Source organism: Streptomyces sp. NPDC127119, from assembly GCF_042677425.1.
Lineage (GTDB): Bacteria > Actinomycetota > Actinomycetes > Streptomycetales > Streptomycetaceae > Streptomyces.
Window position 1 is genome coordinate 12,989 of record NZ_JBHXTO010000125.1, and the last position, 14,541, is coordinate 27,529.

11 protein-coding genes and 1 pseudogene are annotated in these 14,541 nt (G+C 72.0%); 5 read left to right on the forward strand and 7 right to left on the reverse strand.

What is annotated here, in order from left to right:
- Positions 1-115: 115 nt before the first annotated feature.
- From ACFVH5_RS34820 to ACFVH5_RS34830, 3 genes and pseudogenes are all read right to left on the reverse strand, one after another.
- Complete coding sequence (locus ACFVH5_RS34820; protein ID WP_384807298.1) at positions 116-805, reverse strand: ABC transporter permease; 690 nt, start codon at positions 803-805, stop codon at positions 116-118.
- Complete coding sequence (locus ACFVH5_RS34825) at positions 802-1,467, reverse strand: ABC transporter permease (RefSeq protein ID WP_107019304.1); 666 nt, start codon at positions 1,465-1,467, stop codon at positions 802-804. The genes ACFVH5_RS34820 and ACFVH5_RS34825 overlap by 4 nt, the downstream gene beginning before the upstream one ends.
- A gap of 344 nt (positions 1,468-1,811) precedes the next feature.
- A pseudogene (locus ACFVH5_RS34830) lies at positions 1,812-2,978 on the reverse strand (ABC transporter ATP-binding protein); the annotation flags it as partial.
- Positions 2,979-3,097: 119 nt separating this feature from the next.
- On the opposite strand from ACFVH5_RS34830, the gene ACFVH5_RS34835 reads away from it, so the two are divergent.
- The 3 genes from ACFVH5_RS34835 to ACFVH5_RS34845 are packed head-to-tail and all read left to right on the forward strand — an operon-like array spanning position 3,098 to position 6,629.
- The gene (locus tag ACFVH5_RS34835; protein WP_384807300.1) at positions 3,098-4,108 is read left to right on the forward strand and encodes an ornithine cyclodeaminase family protein; all 1,011 of its coding nucleotides are present in this window, start codon (positions 3,098-3,100) and stop codon (positions 4,106-4,108) included.
- On the forward strand, positions 4,105-5,727 hold the full coding sequence (gene hutH / locus ACFVH5_RS34840) for a histidine ammonia-lyase (RefSeq protein WP_385837672.1): 1,623 nt from the start codon (positions 4,105-4,107) through the stop codon (positions 5,725-5,727). The genes ACFVH5_RS34835 and hutH overlap by 4 nt, the downstream gene beginning before the upstream one ends.
- Positions 5,724-6,629 carry an amidohydrolase gene (locus ACFVH5_RS34845; RefSeq protein ID WP_385837673.1) on the forward strand — a complete coding sequence of 302 codons (906 nt, stop codon included), beginning with the start codon at positions 5,724-5,726 and terminating at the stop codon, positions 6,627-6,629. The genes hutH and ACFVH5_RS34845 overlap by 4 nt, the downstream gene beginning before the upstream one ends.
- 181 nt (positions 6,630-6,810) lie before the next feature.
- Here ACFVH5_RS34845 and ACFVH5_RS34850 read toward each other — a convergent pair whose 3' ends face one another.
- From ACFVH5_RS34850 to ACFVH5_RS34865, 4 genes are all read right to left on the reverse strand, one after another.
- A complete protein-coding gene (locus tag ACFVH5_RS34850) occupies positions 6,811-7,728 on the reverse strand; it encodes a YceI family protein (RefSeq protein ID WP_385837674.1) in 918 nt (305 codons plus the stop codon).
- 177 nt (positions 7,729-7,905) lie between these two features.
- A complete protein-coding gene (locus ACFVH5_RS34855; RefSeq protein WP_385837681.1) occupies positions 7,906-9,378 on the reverse strand; it encodes a beta-1,6-galactanase in 1,473 nt (490 codons plus the stop codon).
- A 138-nt stretch (positions 9,379-9,516) separates the two neighbouring features.
- Positions 9,517-10,572 carry a maleylacetate reductase gene (locus ACFVH5_RS34860; RefSeq protein ID WP_385837682.1) on the reverse strand — a complete coding sequence of 352 codons (1,056 nt, stop codon included), beginning with the start codon at positions 10,570-10,572 and terminating at the stop codon, positions 9,517-9,519.
- A gap of 23 nt (positions 10,573-10,595) precedes the next feature.
- A complete protein-coding gene (locus ACFVH5_RS34865) occupies positions 10,596-11,471 on the reverse strand; it encodes a dioxygenase (protein ID WP_385837675.1) in 876 nt (291 codons plus the stop codon).
- 307 nt (positions 11,472-11,778) lie between these two features.
- Here ACFVH5_RS34865 and ACFVH5_RS34870 point away from each other — a divergent pair, with 307 nt between their 5' ends.
- The gene (locus tag ACFVH5_RS34870) at positions 11,779-13,548 is read left to right on the forward strand and encodes a sigma-54-dependent Fis family transcriptional regulator (RefSeq protein WP_385837677.1); all 1,770 of its coding nucleotides are present in this window, start codon (positions 11,779-11,781) and stop codon (positions 13,546-13,548) included.
- A 207-nt stretch (positions 13,549-13,755) separates the two neighbouring features.
- Positions 13,756-14,517 (forward strand): BTAD domain-containing putative transcriptional regulator, encoded by a 762-nt coding sequence (locus ACFVH5_RS34875; protein ID WP_385837678.1) that lies wholly within the window; start codon positions 13,756-13,758, stop codon positions 14,515-14,517.
- The last annotated feature ends 24 nt before the right edge of the window (positions 14,518-14,541 follow it).

Here is a 14,541-nt window from a genome sequence, read left to right on the forward strand (position 1 = left end):
TACGGCTCGGGTCTCGGGTGGTGCTCGGGTGCGGCCTGCGCCCGGTTCTGGTGCGCGCCGGGCAGGTGGGTCCGGTCGTCCCGATGGTTCCGGTGGTCCCGGTGGTTCCGGTGGTTCATGACTTGGCCGCCGCGGGCCGCAGCCCCGGCGAGACGACGGCGCGCCGCAACGCGGTGAAGGCGGCCTGGACGACGAGGGCCAGCGCCACGACGACGGCGGAGCCGCCGATGACCAGTTGGTAGTCGTTGCGGGAGAGCCCGTCGACGATGTAGCGGCCCAGACCGCCGAGACCGGGGTACGCGGCCACGGTCGCCGTGGCCACCACCTGGATGGCGGCGACGCGCAGGCCGAGCAGGATCAGCGGCAGCGCCATCGGCACCTCGACCTTCAGCAGGACCTCCCAGCCGGTCATGCCCATCCCCTTCGCGGCGTCCCGGGCGTCGGGGTCGACACCGCGGACCCCCTCGAAGGTGTTGATGAGGATCGGCGGGACGGCCAGCGCCACCAGGGCGACCAGCACGGGGGCGGTACTCAGTCCGGCGAGGGTCACCACGAGGACGACCAGGCCGAAGGTGGGGATCGCGCGCGCGAGGTTGGCGACGGTGGCGACGGCGAACGCGCCGCGGCCGGTGTGACCGACCAGCAGGCCGAACGCCAGCCCGATCACGGTCGCGAAGAGCAGGGACAGACCGCTGTAGGTCAGGTGCTCCGCGAGCCGGTGCGGGATGCCGTCGTCACCGTGCCACTGCGCGGACGACGTCAGCCACTCGCCGACGAGCTGGATCTGGTTCAGGAGATCGTTCACGCCTTCGCCCCCTTGCCGCGGGCCCACGGCGTGAGCAGCCGCTGCGCCAGGACGAGCAGTGCGTCGGTGACGAGGGCCAGCAGCATGATCAGTACGGTCGCGGTGATGATCGGGGTCGGGAAGTCGAGCTGGAGGCCCCGGGTGATGTAGTAGCCGAGGCCGCCCTGGCCGATCAGCTGTCCCACGGCGACGAGGCTGATCGAGGAGACCGCGGCGACCCGTACACCGGCGACGACGACGGGCACGGCGATCGGCAGTTCGACCTGGACGACCCGGCGGACCGTGCTGAAGCCCATCGCGGTGGCCGCCTGCCGTACCGGATCGGGCACCGAGGCCAGTCCGTCCACGACGTTGGGGATGAGCACCGACAGCGTGTACAGGGTCAGCGGGATCATGACCGTGCGTTCGGTGAGCCCCGTGTAGCGGACGAAGATCATGAACAGGGCCAGCGACGGGATGGAGTACAGGACGTTGGCCGCGGTCAGGGTGGGCGGGTAGACCCACCGGTAGCGGTGGCAGAGCATGCCGAGCGGCACGGAGATGATCAGTCCGAACAGCACCGGCAGGAGGCCCAGCCGCAGATGGACCCCGGTGTAGTGGGCCAGCTCACCGACGTGATCGCCGATCCAGACCCACCGTATGAGCGGCTCCCCGTCCCTCATCGACCGTCACCGCCCGCGCTGCCGGCGCCGCCTGCGTCACCGGGGCCGTCCGTCCCGGCGACGCCGTCTGCGCTGTCCGGGGTCCCGTCGCTCTCCGGGCCTCCGGAACCGTCGGCCGACGTCTCGCCGTCGGCGTCGCTCTTCACGAGACGGCCCTCGGAGGTCTCCGCCGCCCCCGGCGGCCTGCCGACTTCGGGCGCCTTGCCCGGATCCGGCCCCTCGGCCGCGTCGGGCGCCTCGCTCGTGCCGGCCGACGTGGCCGGAGCAGCCGGGTCGGCCGACTCAGCCGGTGCGGCCGGTACGGCCGACTTGGTCGTGTCGATCGGTGCAGCGGGCTCGGCCGGGGCAGATGCGTCGGCCGGGGCGGCTGTCCCGGTCTGCTCGGCCGGGGCGGCTGTCTCGGCCGGGGCGCCCGCGCGTGCCGACGCCCCCGCTATCGCGGCGGACAGCTCGTACGCGTCCGCGACCCCCGCGACCGCGCCGTCCGCGTCCACGCCCACCGCGAGGCGGGAGGGGGACAGGAGGGCCGCGTCGAGGGCGGCCCGCGCCGAGTCGCCGACCAGGGCGAACGTGTGGCCGAGCGGGGCGAGCGTCGCGTCCGCCAGGGTGCCGCCGGGCGGGAGGTCGGCGGTCGCGGCCCAGCCGAGGGGACGACGGGCGGCGTCGACGGCGAGCACCCAGGGCTCGCCCAGGGACCGGGCGTCGGCGACGGGAGCGGTCACCGGCAGCACCGGGCCCTCGCGCAGCGGCAGACCGGAGGCCTGGACGAAGGAGAGCCGGCGGATGCCGCGGTCCTGCCCGACGAAGTCCGCCACGAAGTCGTCGGCGGGGTGCGCGAGCAGCCGCTCCGGGGTGTCGAACTGCGCGAGCTTGCCGCCCGTGCGGAACACCGCGATGTGGTCGCCCAGCTTGATGGCCTCGTCGATGTCGTGGGTGACGAAGACGATCGTCTTGTGCAGCTCCTTCTGCAGCCGCAGGAACTCGGCCTGCAGTTCGCCGCGCACGATGGGGTCGACCGCGCTGAAGGGCTCGTCCATGAGCAGTACGGGCGGATCCGCGCCCAGCGCCCTGGCGACCCCGACGCGCTGCTGCTGCCCGCCGGAGAGCTGGTACGGGTAGCGCTTGGCCATCGTGGCCGGCAGTCCCACCAGTTCCAGCAGCTCGGCCGCGCGCGAGCGGGCCTTCTTCTTGCCCCAGCCGAGCAGCAGCGGCACGGTCGCGACGTTGTCCAGGATGGTCCGGTGCGGGAAGAGCCCGGCGTGCTGGATCACGTAACCGATGCCCCTGCGCAGTTCGGGGGCGGCCACCTCCCGGATGTCCTGGCCGCGCAGGCTGACCGTGCCCGCCGACGGCTCCACCATGCGGTTGACCATCCGCAGCGTCGTGGTCTTGCCGCAGCCCGAGGGGCCGACCAGGACCGTGAGGCCGCCCTCGGCCAGCTCCAGGGACAGTGCGTCCACGGCTGTGGTGCCGTTGGGATAGTTTTTGCTCACCGCGTCGAATCTGATCAAAGCTGCCCCTTACCCGACTGCATATCGTCATGCAGAGTTGTTCGTGACTGAATTTCAGTCAATCCCCTTTTGTAAACGGGGCGTTACGTTCGTCCGAAGAAAGTGAGAGGACGCCCGGAATGACCGCACTTGACCCCGTTTGGTTCACGTTCCTGAACGGTTCCGACATCGAACAGCTGGAACTGAGCGACACCGAAGTACTCGATGCCGTCGAACAGGGACTGCTCGCCCAGGGTCACGGCGAGACGGTTATCGAACCACGGGTGCATCTCACACCCGACCCCGCCTTCAACGGCCACTTCAACGTCCTGCGTGGTTACGTCGCCCCGCTCGGCATGGCCGGGGTCAAGATCGTGGGCGACTACGTCGACAATTACAAGTCCGGTCTGCCCTCCGAGATGGCTCTGCTGAACCTCTTCGATCCGCGTACGGGCATGCCGCTGGCCGTGCTGGACGCGACCGCGATCACCGAGATGCGGACCGGCGCGCTCACCGCGCTCGGCGCACGGCACCTGGCCAGAAGTGACTCCAAGGTCCTGGGTCACATCGGCGCCCGCGCCACCTCGTACTGGAACGTCCGGCTGCTCGACCGGATCTTCGACCTCGACGAGATCCGCGTCCACTCGCGCCGCCCGGAGAGCCGCGAGGCCTTCGCGAAGCGGCTGGAGGACGACCTCGGCAAGCCCGTGATCGTCACCGACGACTGGAAGTCGTGCGTCGAGGGCGCGGACATCGTCGTGGAGGCGTCCCGGCTGGAGCGGCCCGAGCCGCTGCTGAAGACGGAGTGGATCGCGCCGGGCGCGCTCGTCGTCCCCTACGGAACGATGAGCGCGGTCGAGCTCTCGCTCACCGACATCATGGACAAGGTCGTCGTCGACGACTGGGGCCAGTGCCGGTCCGGGCCCTTCGGTGCTCTGCGCGCGCACGTCGAGTCGGGCCGGCTCAGCGAGACGACCCTGCACGGCGAACTGTGCGAGATCGTGGCGGGCGACAGGCCCGGCCGGGAACGGTCCGACGAGACGATCCTGTTCTGGCACCGCGGTCTGTCCCTGTCCGACATCGCCCTGGGCGCGGCCGTGCTCGCGAAGGCCGGGGAGCGCGGACTCGGACAGAAGCTGCGGTTCTCATGACGGGCCCCTACCCCGCGGAATCCGAAGCAGTGATCGAACCGGCGATCGAATCGTCGATCGGATCGGCGGCAGGAGCGGCGACGGAAGCGGTGACCGTCGACGGCCGCTCCCTGTCCTGCGCGGACGTGGCCGCCGTCGCCCTGCGCGGCGCCCGGGTCGCCCTCGCGGACGAGGTGCTCCCCCGGCTGGCGCGCGAGCGCGCGGTGGTGGACGACGTGGTCGACCGCCAGGTGCCGACGTACGGACTGACGACGGGACTCGGCAGCCGTTCGTCGTACGCCCTGCCGCGCGACGAACTCGCGCGGTTCAGCGTGCGTACGGTACGCGGCCGGGCCAACGCGGTCGGGGACCCCCTGCCCGCCTCCGTCGTACGCGCCGCCCTGATCGCCCGCGTCAACGGGCTGGCGGGCGGCGGCAGCGGAATCAGCCCGCGGATCCTGCCCCTGCTCGTCGACCTGCTCAACTCCGGCGTCCATCCGCTGGTCCCCGAGGTGGGCTCGATCGGCGCCTCGGACCTGTGCCAGATGGCCCACGTCGGCCTCGTGGTCATCGGCGAGGGCCGCGCCGAACTCTCCGGCGAGGTGCTCGACGGCGCGGCGGCCCTGCGCCGGGCCGGGCTGACCCCCGCCGAACTGGGCCCCAAGGACGGACACGTCCTGTGCAGCGCCAGCCCGCTGGCCGCAGGCCACGGCGCTCTCGTCCTCGAAGAGGCGGCCACCCTCCTGACCCTGGCCCAGGCGGTCACGGCACTCACCTTCGAGGGCTTCCGGGCGAACACCAGCCCCCTGGACGCCCGGGTCCTCGGCCTGCGTCCGGCCCCCGGCCAGTCCCGGGCGGCGGAACACCTCCTCGCACTCCTGGCGGGCGGCGACCTCACGGATCCGAAGCACGCCCGCCGGGTCCAGGACCCCATCAGCCTGCGCTGCGCGGCCCAGGTGCACGGAGCGCTGCACGCCGCGCTCGACCTCGCCGGCGCGGCGCTGGATCCCGAGCTCAACGGATGCGGCGACAACCCCGTGGTCCTGCCCGCCACCGACGACGTACCCGGCGAGATCCTCTCCTCCGGCAACTTCCACACCCCGGCCCTCGCCCTGGCCCTCGACACCGTCGCGCTCGCCCTGACCCAGACCGCCGCGATCTCCGCCGAACGCATGCGGCGGCTGCTCAACCCCGGGCTCAGCGGGCTGCCCGCGAACCTCTCGCCGCACGGCCCGGAGCGTTCGGGCTTCGCGCCGCTGGCGAAGACGGCACAGGCGCTCGTCGCGGAGATCCGTCTCCTGTCGGCGCCGGTGAGCACCGACCCCCGGCACGGCGCGGACGGCGTCGAGGACGACTCGACCAACGCGTCGCTCGGGGCGCGGCGGCTGTCGACCATGCTGGTCCGGCTGCGGCAGTTGCTCGCCGTGGAGGCCGTGGCCGCCGCGCAGGCGGTGGACCTGGCCGCGCCCACCACGCTCGGACAGGGCCCCGCCCTCCTCCACAGGGCGATCCGCGAGCTGGTCCCGCCCCTGGACGAGGACCGGCCCTGCGGGGTGGACGTGGACCGGGTGACCGATGACATCCTGGGGTCCGACGAGGTGCGGAACGCCCTGCGTGCCCTGACGGAAGAAGCCTCGTGACCAACGTCGACGTACACCAGCATCTGTGGACCGGCTCGTTCGTCGCGGCGCTGCGGGCGCGCACCGAGCCGCCGTTCCTGGACGGCTGGACGCTGCACACGGCCGGTGAGCCGCCCTACGAGGTCTCCCCCGCCGACCACGACATCGCCCGGCGGACCGAACGGGCGGTCGCCGACGGCCTCGGCAGGGCGCTGATCTCGTTGTCCTCCCCGCTGGGCGTGGAATGGCTCCCCTCGGCGGAGGCGCGCCCCCTGCTCGACGCGTACCACCAGGACGCGGCGGAGCTGCCCCGCCCGTTCGGCGCGTGGGCCGCCGCGGGGGTCCGCGACATCGACGCGAGGACGACGGCCGGATACCTGGACCTGGGTTTCGCGGGCCTGCAACTCCCGGCGAACGCCCTGGCCGACGCGGCGGGTTACGAGCACTGCGCCCCGCTGCTGGATCTGCTGACGGCCCGCGACCTCCCCCTGTTCATCCACCCGGGCCCGGCGGCCGAGGACTCCCAGCGGCCGGGGTGGTGGCCGGCGATGGTGCCGTACGTGCAGCAGATGCACGCGGCCTGGTTCGCGTTCCGGGCGTTCGGCAGGCCGCGCCATCCGCAGCTGCGGGTGTGCTTCGCGCTGCTGGCCGGCCTGGCACCCCTGCACGGCGAACGCTTCGTGGCCCGCGCCGGGGCGGAGGGCCACAGGGAGACCGACCCGAACGTCTTCGTGGAAACCTCGTCGTACGGCCCACGCGCGGTGGACTCGATGGTCCGCGCCCTGGGCACAGCCGCACTGGTCCAAGGCACGGACCGCCCCTACGCAGACCCCCCACAAACCCCCGGCTACGGCCTGGGCGGAGCAGCGGCCTACGCATTCCGCATCGCGAACCCCCGCCGCTTACTGACAGGACAAAGCTGACGCCACCAGACGTCACCCCTCCGGGGCACGCTCCAAAGGGGCGCGGGGAACTGCGCGACCAGCCACAACGCACCCGCACCCGCAGGCAATCGAGCTGACGCCGCAGGCGTCGCCCTTCAGGGGCGCGGGGAACTGCGCGCCCAGCCACGACGCACCCGCAGACGAACGAAGCCAGCGGCAGCTACCCCGGCGGCGTAGGCGTGTCATGCGTCCGGTACATCGCCTGGACGTCCAGTTCCAACTGGACCGTCGGGCCGACCACCGCGATACCCCGGGCCAACATCGAACGCCAGTTCAACGTGTAGTCCTCCCGGTGCAGCTCCGCCTTCGCGAGCGCCGCGCACCGCAACTCCTCCCCGTATCCCCCGTTCACCGTGCCGAGATACGTCGTGTCCAGCCCCACCGACCGGCTCACCCCGTGCATCGTCAGCGAGCCGTGCACGGTCCACTTGCTGCCGCCGCGGTACGCGAACCGCGTGCTGTGGAAGTCGATGTGCGGGAACCGTTCGACGTCCAGGAAGTCCCCGGACCGCAGGTGGTCGTCGCGGGTGCGGTTGCCGGTGGTGATGCTCGACGCGTCGATACGGACGTGCAGCCGCGAGTCGGCCATGTCGTCGGCGATCTGGATGCCGCCGTCGAACCGTTCGAAGCGGCCGTGCACATGGGCCATGCCGACATGCTTGGCGATGAACCGGATCGCCGTGTGGGGCGGGTCGAAGAGCCAGTTGCCGGGCGTCGGCAGCTCCAGTCGGCGGGCGGGCTGGAGTGCGATCTGTTCCGCGGGAGCGGCGGGTCCGGCCGGCACGTCGACCGTCTCCTGGTGCGGGTGCAGACCCTCGGCGGCGACCATCAGGCCGTACCGGCCGGGCGGCAGCGCCGCGAGGAAGTAGCCGTACGGGTCGGTGGTGCCGCGGGCCACGACCCGGTGCGTGTCCAGCGCGGTGACCGTCACGTCGGCCGCGCCCATCGGCTGGCCCACGGGGTCGACGACCTCACGGCTGATGGCACCCGCGCCGGGCGGGAGGGGAAGCGAGACGCCCGTCGCGCCGCCACCGGAGGCCCGCTCCCGCCGTCGGCGCCGAAGCAGTGCGAGGGCCATGGTGTTCACCTTTCATCGGCTGCGTCGGAGCCCCGGCGAAACGGCACGCAGCTCATGACGATCCTGGACCCGGACGCGCGAAGGCGGGTGTCTCATAACGAGACACCCGCCCACCCGGGGCGACGGCACCACCGCCCTGGTCAGTGCGCCCTGGTCAGTGTGTCCGGGCCGGGACCGTCACACGGTCACCCCGTCGATCTCGAAGGTCTGCACCGACGCGGCGGCGAACGGCACGCTCAGGCTCTTGCCGTTCAGATAGGTGTCAGAGCGGGCGGTGTAGAGGTCACCGCCGCCGGAGGTGAGCGTGTTCCAGCGCCGTACGAGTCCGCCCGTGCCGCCGGTGACCGCGGAGAAGCGGGACAGGTCGAAGGTGAGCGTCTGCGCCGCGCCGGAGTTGACCGCGACGACGACCAGGCGTTTCTGGGTCGCGTCGTGGGCGGCCACCGCGTAGCCGACCCCGGTGTCGATGATGGTCATCCCCGGCCGGATGTGCCGGCTGAACTGGGCCATCACGTAGTACTTGGTCTGCACGGTCGTCGGCTGGAGCGTGCTCTGGTCGTACGCGATCATCGCCCAGCCGGTGGAGGGGTCCATCACCTGCCAGTACACCCAGGCGGTCGGGTGCAGCCAGCGGAAGTCCAGGCACAGGTTGCTCGCCAGGGTGAGGCCGGTGCCGTCGCTGTCGCCGGTCTCGGAGTTCCAGAGCTTCTTGCCCGCCGTCGTGACGGCATCGGTGTAGAGGAGGTCGCGTCGACCGCCCGACCCCTGGTAGCCGTGCACGTTGACCTGGCTGACCAGCGCCTTCGTCGACGACCCGAAGGAGTTCCAGGTCGTGCGCGCCAGGTCGTAGCTCGTCTCGTCGGACGCCGAGAGCCTGACGCCGGACAGCCCGCGGGTGTCCAGCTCGCTGCGCATGTACGGGAGGACGGCCGCCTGGACGGTGGCGTCCATGTGGCAGCCCTCCTGCGTGCCGGTGGCGGTCCACCAGCTGGACGAGGGCTCGTTGAACGGGTCGACCGTCGCGAAGTTCACCCCCCAGTTGTTCTTCGCGTACAGGGCGACGGCGGCCAGGTGGGAGGCATGCTGGCGGTAGTTCCAGGACTGGAGGTTGTTGCCGCCGCCGGACGCTCCGGAGGGGTTGTGGTTGAGGCACATCCACCACATGGGCGAGTTGGCGAACAGCTCGGAGACCGCGCCTCGTTGGGTCGCCTTGACCAGGGCGGCGCGCTGGTTGGCGTCGGCCGTCCAGTCCCAGGCGGAGGACGTGGGGTCCTCGTTGTTCCAGTCCTGCCAGAAGCCCTCGATCTGCTTGAACGCCGGGATGTTGGGCGAGGCGACCATGCTCTGGCCGCCCACGCTGTTGGGGCTGCACGCGCCCAGGTTGTAGCGGGCGATGTTCAGCCCGAGGCCGGGCAGGGTTCTGCCGCCGTACGCCACGGACTTGGTGGTGAAGAAGATGTCGGCGAAGTCGTCACGTGTGCCGAAGACGTTGGCCCACCAGGCGAGGGAGGTGCCCCAGCCCTCCCAACGCCCGTAGCCGGTCGCGGGGTTGACCGCGATGGTCGCGTCGGCCCGGGCGGTGCCTGTCGCCAGCGCACTGCCCAGCAGCGTGCCGCCCGCCGCCGCCAGCAGTGATCTGCGCTTGATCATGAGGTCTCCTGTCAGGCTCATGCCACAACCTGCTTGAAGAATGGGGCGGCCGCAAACGGTTGTCGAGACGCATGACAGCGCTTTCTCTTTCGATAGCTTGCGGGACGCGCAGCCACTGGGAATCGCTGGAGCCGTATGTCAGGACGGGGATGAGGTCGCAGCCGCGCGAGGGGCCCGGCCCGCGTGAGCCGCCTCCAGCACGGTCAGCGCGTCCTCCGTCGTGACAGGGCGCGGATTGGCGTACGCCTGTCCCGCGACCAGCTCAGCCGCCACCTTCAGATCGGCCTCCGTCAGACCGAGTCCGGCGAGGGAACGGGGTGCGCCGAGTTCTCCGGCGAGGGTCCACAGCGTGTGCGGGGCGTCGTCGGTGTCGAGGGCACGGTTCAGCGCGTGGACGGCCGCGGGGGCGGCGGGCGCGTTGAACGCGAGGGCGTACGGGAGGACCACCGTGTGCGTCTCGGCGTGCGGCAGGCCGAACGTGCCGCCCAGCACATGGCAGACCTTGTGGTGCAGGCCCATGGTGGTCGCGCCCAGACACGATCCGCAGAGCCAGGCCCCGTACAGGGCACGGCTGCGGGCCTCCGGGTCCGACGGCTCGGCGGCGATCGCCGGGAGCGCCGAGGTCAGCGCCCGTACGCCCTCCTCGGCCATCAGGGCGATCAGGGGCGAGGTGTCGGGGGCGTACAGCGCCTCGACGGCGTGCGCGACGGCGTTGACGCCGCTGGTGACGGAGAGCGGTACGGGCATGGACAGGGTGAGTCCGGGGTCGTACACGACGCTGCGCGGGAGGACCGACGGGTCGCGGCCGGTGCGTTTCGCGCCGTGCTCGGTGAGGCCCCAGACGGAGGTCATCTCGGAGCCGGAGTAGGTCGAGGGGACGGCGATCAGCGGAAGGCCGGTGCGCAGCGCGATCGCCTTGCCGAGGCCGATCGACGAGCCGCCGCCGACCGCGACACAGCCGTCGACGCCGAGCTCGCGCGCCACCTCGACGGCCCGGTCCGCGACTTCGGCCGGGACGTGCATACGGGCCTCGGCGTGCACGCCCGCGCAGAGGTCGCCCAGCGAGTCCGCGACCGCCCTCGCCGTGTCCGCGCCGCGCGCTCCGGACACCACGAGCACCCGGCGCAGCCCGAGCCGTTCGACCTCGCCGGCCGTCGCGGTCACCGAGGCGCCGGGCCGGAAGACGACACGCATGGGCTGTGCCTCGTAGGAGAAGTTCACGTGGTGCGCTCCGGAGTCAGTACGAGGTCGAAGCGGGCGTGCCTGAAGGGGTTCGGGATGCCGAACTCCCGTGCCAGGGCAGGGTCGTCGGTCTCCGCGAAGTCCTGGACGAGACTGCGCTTCACGGCGAAGACGGCGTCCGAGTCGAGGTAGTCGCTGCCCGCCACGAAGATGTGCGTGGTGACCGGGGCGTGTCCCTCGGCGCCGGCGATGAAGTGGATGTGCGCCGGGCGGTAGGGGTGGCGGCCGGTGGCACGGAGCAGGTCGCCGACCGGGCCGTCGGTCGGGATGGGGTACGGGCTCGGTACGCAGGTGCGGAAGTGGAAGCGGCCCGCCGCGTCGGTGGCGAAGAGGCCTCGGCCGTTGCCCGCGGGCTGGACGTCGGGCTGCTGCACGTCGTAGAAGCCGTGGGCGTCGGCCTGCCACACGTCGAGGGTCGCTCCGGGCAGCGGGGTGCCGTCCTGGGACAGCACCCGGCCGCTGACCACGCACGGTTCGCCGCTGCCCACGAGGTCGATGTCCGCGCCGAGGTCGCGGACGGGTGACTCCGTCATGTGGAAGGGCCCGAGGACGGTGGACTCGGTGGCGCCGGGGCCGCGGTCGGCGTTCAGGGTCTCCACGAGCATCGACAGCCCGAGCACGTCGGAGAGGAGGATGAACTCCTGGCGGGTGTCGGTGCACGTCTGCCCGGTCGCCGTCAGGAAGCCGATCGCGCGCTCCCACTCCTGCTGGGTGAGCCGGGTCTCGCGGGCGAAGTCGTGCACGTGCCGGACGAGCGCGCTCAGCACCTCGCGCAACCGCGGATCGGTATCCGCCCCGAGGCTGCGCACGGCCTCGTCGGTGACCGTGTCCCCACCGGCATCGACACTCATGACGACTCCCACCCTCTCGATCACTCTCCGGGTCCCAGCACCCCTCCGATCCAAGTATGGTCCCGCGCCCACCTCCCCCAGGGCCGCCGCGCCCATGGGGCGGCCCCCCACCCCTGCCCCCTCAGGGGCGCGAGGAACGGCGCGACAAGCCACGACGCACCCGCACAAACCCCACGACCCAGACCACCCACCCCCTCAGGGGCGCGGGGAACTGCGCGGCCAACCACAACGCACCCGCACAAACCCACACGCCCAGGCACCACCCCTCGTTGCCCCTTCAACAACACCCGGTACCGTGGACACCGCCGTGACCACCGCAAACGACTCCCCCACCCACACACCGCTCCGCCGCGCACGCGAACGGTTCCTGACCGGGCAGCCGCTGCCCGACGACGTACCGACCGAGATCGCCGCCGCCTGGCGCCGCGCCCGCTTCTTCGGCGTACCGCACGACCTCACGGAGCCCGCCCGGCCCTCACCCCCAACGGGGTCCGCCCTACTGACCGCCGCCCTGCCGGTGCTCGACCGCCTGGAGCCCCCGCTCTCCTCCGGGCAGTCGGCCGTGGTCCTCACCGACGAGCGCCTACGGGTCCTGTGGTCGGGCGGGAACACCCCGCACGAGGAGAGGCACCCGGACCTGTCCGAGCGTGAGGTCGGGCACAACAGCGCCGCACTCGCCCTGCGCAGCCGCAGCCGCGCCGAGGTGCACGGCCCCGAGCACTTCCTGGACCTCTGGCAGGACGTGTCCGCCGTGAGCGTTCCGGTGCTGGCGCCGGAGAACGGCCGCGTCCTGGGCACGGTGACCGTCGCGTCCGGCCTCTGCGCCGAGCGCTCGCCGCACCCCGGGGCCGCCCTCGCCGAGGCCACGGTGGCGGCCGTGGAGGCGGAACTCCTGACCCGCTCGCGCACGGCGGAACGCGTGCTGCTCGACGCCTACCAGCGCGCTGCCGCCCGGCCGGGCACGGCGGTCGTGGCGCTGGACGGACGCAACCGCCTGCTCAACGAGACGGCGGCGGACCTGCTGCCACCGTCGGCACTGGAGGCGCTGGAACGCACCACGGCGACGAACCGGCCGGACGGGCCGGACGGGCCGGACAGCCCGCCCGCGTACACCCTGCACCTCCCCGACGCCACCGGCACCGCGCGCATCACGCAGGTACATCACGAGGGCGCAGTCATCGGCGTGGTCGCCGTCGTCGAACCGCCCGTCGGGCTGCCCGTACGCCCCGGCGGGCCGCCCCGCGTCGCGCCCGCCGGGCGTTCCGTCCCCTGGCGGCACGCGACGAGCCGCGCGGCGGAACTGGCCCGCTCCCGTGGCCCCCTGCTGCTCACCGGCGAACGCGGCACCGGAAAAGCCTTCCTGGCAAGGGAGTTGCTGGCCGCGCGCGGCGGACCGCCCCCGCTGGTCGTGGACGCGGCGGAGCGGCCGACCTCCGACGCCATCGACAGGTGGGCCGCGTCGGCCGGCGGCCGGACCGCGGCGTCGGCCCCCGACCGCCCCCTCCTGCTCCGCCACGCCGAACTGCTCACGCAGACCGACGCCGCCTCGCTCAACTCGCTCCTCACCTCCCGCCTCGAAGCCCGCCCGCACGCGCCCCTCCTGGTCACGTACACGCCCGGCACTCCCCCGGACCCCTGCCTCCAGCGGCTGCTCGACACCCTGGGCGCCCGCTCGGTGGCCCTTCCGCCGCTGCGTGAACGCCCCGACGACATCAGGGAGTTGCTGGCGGAACTGACACCGAGGCCCGCGCCGGGCCAGCCGCCCCTGACCTGGACCCTGGACGCGCTGCACGCCCTGGAGCGGCACACATGGCCCGGCAATGTCACCGAACTCGCCCAGTTGGTCCGGGCGTTGGCCGAAGGCCGGCGGACTGTCGGACCGGTGCGGCGGGCGGAACTGCCGGACCCCGTCCGGGAAGGACCCCCGGCCCGGCCGCTGAGCCCGATGGAGCACGCCGAGCGCACCGCCATCCTGGAGGCGCTGCGCAGTCACGGCGGCAACAAGGCACGTACGGCCGCCGCACTGGGCATCGCCCGCGCCACGCTCTACCGAAAGCTGCGCGCCTACCGCAGCTGAATGAACGCCGCCGCCGGGCGGAACCGGAGAACATCGCCGGGCCGCCGTGAGCCGCCGTGAAAGGAACGGGACGCACGGGGCGGAAAAGGCGAATGACACCACGGACAGTGGGACGCCTCACCTCTGCGGCAATCGCGTTGCTCCGCCCGAAAGCGGGAATTACCCTTCCCTCACGCGTTCCTGCACGCTTGAACCACGGGGGAAAAATTGAAGGTTCGTCTGCTCGGGCCATTAGAACTCACGGATGGCCCCGTCACGCTGCGTCTGCCCGGCGAGAAACTCCGGGCGACTGTGGCCGCACTGGCACTCTCACCCAACAGGCCGGTGTCACGCAGTGATCTGATCGACGAGTTGTGGGGCGAGGATCTTCCGCGCAATGCGGAGAACTCCCTGCACGGTCATGTCGCCCGTCTTCGCCGCATCATTGACACGCACACCGGGAAGGACCATCTGCGTGACCTGATCCGCACATCGAGTTTCGGATACATGCTTTCTTTGCCCGAGAATGACATCGACGCCGCCCTCTTCTGCAATCTGACCCGGCAGGCCGCCACGCTCCACAGGTCCGCGCCCGGACAGGCGATCCCGCTGCTGAACCAGGCGCTCGCCCTGTGGCGGGGCCCGGCGCTGCTGGACACCGGGCAAGGGCTGATCAGCAGGATGGCGTACACCCGGCTCACCGAGACCCGGCTGACGGCGTACGAGTACCTCTTCGACGCCGAGCTGCGGCTGGGCCGGCACCGGGAGATCATCACGGAGCTGCATCCGCTGCACGCGCGCTATCCGCTGCGCGAGCGTTTCTGCGAGCAGCTCATCAACGCGCTGTACCGGTCGGGACGGCAGGCGGAGGCACTGGACGTCTACCACCGCACCAGGCGGCGGCTCGCCGACAATCTGGGCCTTGAGCCGGGGGACGCGCTGCGGGCGCAGTTCGAGAGGGTCCTGCGACGGGAACCGCTGACCGTCTGAGGAACGCTCAGCGCGGGGCGGTGT

Bases quoted from the DNA above. Each gene is read 5' to 3' on its own strand.
- ACFVH5_RS34865 (WP_385837675.1), bottom strand. From the start codon at position 11,471: ATGAGTGTCGATGCCGGTGGGGACACGGTCACCGACGAGGCCGTGCGC.
- ACFVH5_RS34850 (WP_385837674.1), bottom strand. From the start codon at position 7,728: ATGGCCCTCGCACTGCTTCGGCGCCGACGGCGGGAGCGGGCCTCCGGT.
- ACFVH5_RS34825 (WP_107019304.1), bottom strand. From the start codon at position 1,467: ATGAGGGACGGGGAGCCGCTCATACGGTGGGTCTGGATCGGCGATCAC.
- ACFVH5_RS34855 (WP_385837681.1), bottom strand. From the start codon at position 9,378: ATGATCAAGCGCAGATCACTGCTGGCGGCGGCGGGCGGCACGCTGCTG.
- ACFVH5_RS34860 (WP_385837682.1), bottom strand. From the start codon at position 10,572: ATGCGTGTCGTCTTCCGGCCCGGCGCCTCGGTGACCGCGACGGCCGGC.
- ACFVH5_RS34835 (WP_384807300.1), top strand. From the start codon at position 3,098: ATGACCGCACTTGACCCCGTTTGGTTCACGTTCCTGAACGGTTCCGAC.
- hutH (WP_385837672.1), top strand. From the start codon at position 4,105: ATGACGGGCCCCTACCCCGCGGAATCCGAAGCAGTGATCGAACCGGCG.